Annotated in this window: 6 protein-coding genes and 1 pseudogene; 5 read left to right on the forward strand and 2 right to left on the reverse strand. The window is 70.6% G+C overall.

Annotated features, from left to right (window positions below; translation table 11 throughout):
* Positions 1–459 (forward strand): annotated as a pseudogene (locus tag D7V97_RS40260) (hypothetical protein); the annotation flags it as partial.
* A gap of 46 nt (positions 460–505) precedes the next feature.
* On the opposite strand, the gene D7V97_RS40265 reads toward D7V97_RS40260, so the two are convergent.
* The gene (locus D7V97_RS40265; RefSeq protein ID WP_120615867.1) at positions 506–820 is read right to left on the reverse strand and encodes a tetratricopeptide repeat protein; all 315 of its coding nucleotides are present in this window, start codon (positions 818–820) and stop codon (positions 506–508) included.
* Between the two features lie 61 nt (positions 821–881).
* Here D7V97_RS40265 and rsfS point away from each other — a divergent pair, with 61 nt between their 5' ends.
* The 4 genes from rsfS (at position 882) to D7V97_RS45555 (ending at position 3,886) form a co-directional block, all read left to right on the forward strand.
* Complete coding sequence (gene rsfS / locus D7V97_RS45550; protein WP_199729140.1) at positions 882–1,430, forward strand: ribosome silencing factor; 549 nt, start codon at positions 882–884, stop codon at positions 1,428–1,430.
* 1 nt (position 1,431) lies between these two features.
* Positions 1,432–1,896, forward strand: coding sequence for a 23S rRNA (pseudouridine(1915)-N(3))-methyltransferase RlmH (locus D7V97_RS40275; RefSeq protein ID WP_120615868.1), 465 nt, complete (start codon positions 1,432–1,434; stop codon positions 1,894–1,896).
* A 71-nt stretch (positions 1,897–1,967) separates the two neighbouring features.
* Positions 1,968–3,125 (forward strand): RNA ligase RtcB family protein, encoded by a 1,158-nt coding sequence (locus tag D7V97_RS40280; RefSeq protein ID WP_120615869.1) that lies wholly within the window; start codon positions 1,968–1,970, stop codon positions 3,123–3,125.
* Positions 3,126–3,184: 59 nt separating this feature from the next.
* Positions 3,185–3,886: a ComF family protein gene (locus D7V97_RS45555; RefSeq protein WP_199729142.1), complete on the forward strand. Its 702-nt coding sequence runs from the start codon at positions 3,185–3,187 to the stop codon at positions 3,884–3,886.
* A gap of 187 nt (positions 3,887–4,073) precedes the next feature.
* Here the strand turns inward: D7V97_RS45555 and D7V97_RS40295 are convergent, their stop codons facing one another.
* Positions 4,074–4,391, reverse strand: coding sequence for a DUF3817 domain-containing protein (locus D7V97_RS40295; RefSeq protein WP_120615870.1), 318 nt, complete (start codon positions 4,389–4,391; stop codon positions 4,074–4,076).
* Positions 4,392–4,658: the final 267 nt, after the last annotated feature.

Raw genomic sequence — 4,658 nt, forward strand, 5'->3', positions numbered from 1 at the left:
ACCCAGGCCCGGCCCTTCCCCGGCGTCACCCGCGAGTTGGGGCGGCGCGAGGACGGGGGGCTGGTGGCCGGCGCGGGCTACACGTACCGGGGGCCGGTGAAGCTGTCGCTCTCGTATGCCTTCCAGGAGGTCAGCTCCAACAGCTTCGGCGAGACGGCGCTGCGCCACCGGCTCACCGGCAGCGCCGGGGTGCTGTTGCCCTGGAAGGTGACGCTGCTGGCGCAGGGCTCGCTGGGGCTGTCGCGCTACCCGGACGGCATCTTCCTGTCGCCGGAGATCATCCTGGTGGAGGAGGACGAGGGCCAGAACTCGCTGTCGCTGAAACTGGCGCGCCCCGTCTCCGCCCGGGTGGACCTGGAGCTGTCCTGGGGCGTGTGGAGCACGCGCCTGCCGCGCAACAGCCTGAGCTACACGCGCCAGGTGTTCGGCGTGGGCTTCACCTGGCGCGACACGGAGTAGGCGCGGACCCCTCCGTCGGGGGGACGTCAGCCCGGTTCACCCCAGCTCACCCCAGCTCGGAGATGCGTTCGTCGATCTCCTCCGCCAGCCCGGGGTGCTGCTGGGCGAGCGCGTGGTCCCGGGCGGTGGTGAGCACTGCCTTTGCCTTGTCCGTCTGTCCGGCCCCCGCGTAGGCGTCCCCGAGGGAGACGAGGGCGGCGGCATACTGCGGGTCCAGACGGACAGCGGACTCCAGGCTCTGGATGGCGTCAGCGTATTCCTTGCGCTCCAGGTGCAGCTTCCCCAGGGAGAACCAGGCCATGGGGGCGTCGGGGAACTGGGCCACCATCTTCTTGAATTGTTCCAGGCGGGCGTCGCTCATGGACGGAACCCATTAGAGGAGCGCTGGAAGGTTGCCAAGGGTGCGCTAGGGTAGTTGGAACATGGCCACGAAGAAGAAGACCCCCGCATCCAAATCCAAGGCGAAGGCGAAGAGCGGCACCCGGGCTCCGGCGCGGAAGAAGACGGCGGCGAAGAAGGCGAAGTCCAGCCTCCGTCCGCCGCCGCGCACGAAGACCGCCGCCGCGCGCAAGAAGGCGCCGCGCGCTCCGGCGCCGCCCCCTCCGCCCAAGCTCGCGGAGAACCCGAAGGCGCGCGAGCTGGCGCGCCGCATCGGCGAACTGCTGCTCGACAAGAAGGCCTCCGACGTCATCATCCTCGACATGCGCGGGATGACGTCCTACGCGGACTACATCGTCATCGCCTCCGGCGAGAGCGACCGCCAGGTGAGCGCCATGGCGGAGAACGTCCAGGTGCAGCTCAAGCAGGGCGCGGAGCCGCTGCGCCCCATCAGCACCGAAGGTCTGGAGACGGGCCAGTGGGTGTTGCTGGACTACGACGACGTCGTGGCCCACCTGTTCAACGGCGAGGTGCGCGCCTTCTACGACCTGGACGGGCTGTGGGCGGACGCGCCCCGGGTGAAGCTGGCCTGAGGTGAAGGTCCGCCTGCTGTCCATCGGCAAGGACCGCTCGGGGCTGTTCGAGCCCGCCGTGCAGGAGTACGCGCGGCGGCTCGAGCACTACACGCGCTTCGAGCTGATTGAGTTGACCGAGGCCTCCGGCCGCAAGCTCAAGCCCGGAGAGGCGAAGGCCGCCGAGGCCGCCGCCATCCTCGGCAAGCGCAAGCCGCAGGACTGGGTGGTGGCGCTGGACGAGCGCGGCACGCTGCTGGATTCCGTGGAGCTCAGCCGCTACGTCGCCAAGGCGCAGACAGGCGCGAAGGACCTGCTCTTCGTCATTGGTGGGGACGAGGGCCTGGACGACACGGTGCGAGCCGCGGCGCATCAGGTGATTTCGCTGTCGAAGATGACGCTGCCCCACCGGCTGGCGCGCGTGGTGCTCATCGAGCAGCTCTACCGCGCGTTCACCATCCTGAAGGGCGAGCCCTACCACAAGTAGGCAGCCGGGCGACCTCGCCAGGCCTCGGGGCCTGGCGTCAGGGCGTGCGCGGGGCCAGCGTCAGCGGGGCCATGTCCACGTCTTCCATTGAACCCTCCCCGGCCGTCGGGCCGGCCGCCACCGTGCGCATCATCGCTTCGCCCCAGTCGTGGGTGGAGGGCGAGGCGGTGCGCCAGTTGGAAGCGGTGGCGCGGCTGCCCGGCATGCGCCTCGCGGTGGGACTGCCGGACCTGCACCCCGGAAAAGGCGCCCCCGTGGGAGCGGCCTTCGAGTCCGAGGGCTTCCTCTATCCCTACCTCGTCGGCAGTGACATCGGCTGTGGCATGGGCCTGTGGGACGTGGACCTGCCGGTGCGCAAGGCGAAGGCGGAGCGGTGGGCGGGAAAGCTGGACCTGGAGGGCGCGTGGGAGGGGGACGCGGAGGCGTTTCTCGCGGAGCACGGTGGGAAGGCCACGGGCTTCGAGGCGGCGCTGGGCACGGTGGGCGGCGGCAACCACTTCGCGGAGGTGCAGCGGGTGGAGACGGTGCACGACGCGCGCGTCTTCGAGGCGCTGGGGTTGCGGGCGGAGCGGTTGCTGCTCCTCGTGCACTCGGGTTCGCGCGGGTTGGGGGAGGCCATCCTCCGGACGCACGTGGACCGGCACGCGGCGGGGGGACTGGCGGCGGACACGGACGAGGCCCGCGCGTACCTGGAGCGGCACGACGGCGCGGTGACGTGGGCCCGGGCGAATCGCGCGCTGGTGGCCGAGCGGACGCTGCAAGGCATTGGAGCGACGGGGCGGCGGGTGCTGGATGTCTGCCACAACAGCGTCACCGTGCGGCACGCGGAGGGGCGCGTGGCGTGGCTGCACCGCAAGGGCGCGGCGCCCTGGGATGAGGGGCCGGTGGTGATCCCCGGCAGTCGCGGCGCGCTGAGCTATCTGGTGTTGCCGGTGGGCACGGGCGAGCACAGCGCCCACAGCCTGGCGCACGGGGCGGGCCGCAAGTGGACGCGCACGGCGGCGCGGGAGCGGTTGAAGGAGCGCTTCACCGCGGAGTCGCTGACGCGCACGGTGTTCAAGAGCCACGTCATCTGCGAGGACCGCGACCTGCTCTTCGAGGAGGCGCCGCCCGCGTACAAGGCCATCGACCGCGTGGTGACGGACCTGGTAGAAGCGGGGCTGGTGCGGGTGGTGGCGACGCTGGCGCCGGTGCTCACGTACAAGACGCGGGGCCGCACTGCGGAGTGAAGCGCGGCACGGGACTCGCACGAGGGACGCGGCATGTACTGGCCCCTGGAGTCCCGGTGATGTGGAAGGCGCTGTTGGACCTGCTCTATCCACCCATGTGTCTGGCCTGCGCGAAGGTGCTGCCGGGCGTGGGCGCGGTGTTCTGCGAGCCGTGTGACACCGCGCTGGAGCGACTGCCGCCGGTGTGTTGCCGGACCTGCGCGGAGCCGGGCACGTTCCCGGGGAACACCTGTCCCCGGTGTCGGACGGTGCCGCCACCGTTCAGCAGGGCCTGGGCGCCCTTCGCGCACGAGGGGCCGGTGGCGCGCGCCATCCATCGCTTCAAGTACGAGGACCAGCCGGACCTGGCCGCGCCGCTGGGAGCGCTGCTCGCGGACGAGGCACGGCGCTTCTTGAGGACGGCGCCCGGATGCGTGGTGGCGCTGCCGCTGCATGTCCGGCGCTTCCGGACGCGCCAGTACGACCAGGCGCAATTGCTCGCGGGGGCGATGGCGAAGGCGTCGGGGCGGGTGGCGCCGGTGGGATGGATTGAGCGCACGCGCGAGACGAAGCGGCAGGTGGGGCTGAGCGAGGCGGAGCGCACGGGCAACGTGGCCGGGGCGTTCGTGGCGTCGCGGAGGGTGAAGGGACAGGAGGTGCTGTTGTTGGATGACGTGTTCACCACGGGATCCACCGCGCGGGCCGCCGCCATCGCGTTGAGGGAGGCAGGGGCCGTGCGGGTGGAGGTGCTCACGTTGGCGAGGGCGTTCACCCTCGCCTGAGCCGTGGACTACTTCTAGGACTTCTTTAGCTTCGCCATCTCGGCCTGAATCTCCTTGAGCTGACGCTCCAGCTCCTCGCGGCTCTGCTGGGACGGTGCTCGGGGGTAGGCGGATACAACCTCAGGAGTATGACGTCCCGTCCAGAACATGATGGGTCTTGTCTACCCTGCGGTCAATCACCCCGCGCTCAGCGAGGCTGCGCTGTCTCCAACGCCCGTGCCTCACCGCGCAGCTGCGCGTCCAGCCAGAACGTCCCGCCCGGCACGAGCGAGGCCGCGAACGCCACGGCGATCCGCTTCACGCCCCAGCGGTACTCAATGGCAGCCATCATCAGCGTGTACAGGTACGCCATGAACAGCAGGCCGTGCGCCATGCCCACCACGCGCACGCCCTGGGGCAGGTGCATCACGTACTTCAGCGGCATCGCGATGAGCAGCAGCACCAGGAAGGACAGCCCCTCCCAGAAGGCCACGGCGCGGAAACGTCCCAGGGCGGTCTTCAGCATGCCCCCTTCTCTCCTCCGCGCCGGAAGCACCGTCAAGCCACCAGGCCCGGCCAGCATCGGGCCCCGTGGTCAGCGCGGTGAGCCCCGGTGATACGGCGCCCGCCTGCCCTGCGGCCCACCTCTCGCGGGCCCGGCGTGTCTCCTGAACGAAACGGCGCCCGGCCACGGTGTTCTTCCTTTCACCTCCGACGCCTTCCTCCACCGTCCAGTCGCAGAGACTGCTATCCCCTGCGCCGTGATGCACACCGAGACGACCCCGCCCCTCCC

The organism is Corallococcus sp. CA053C (assembly GCF_003611675.1).
In the GTDB taxonomy this organism is placed as follows: Bacteria; Myxococcota; Myxococcia; order Myxococcales; family Myxococcaceae; genus Corallococcus.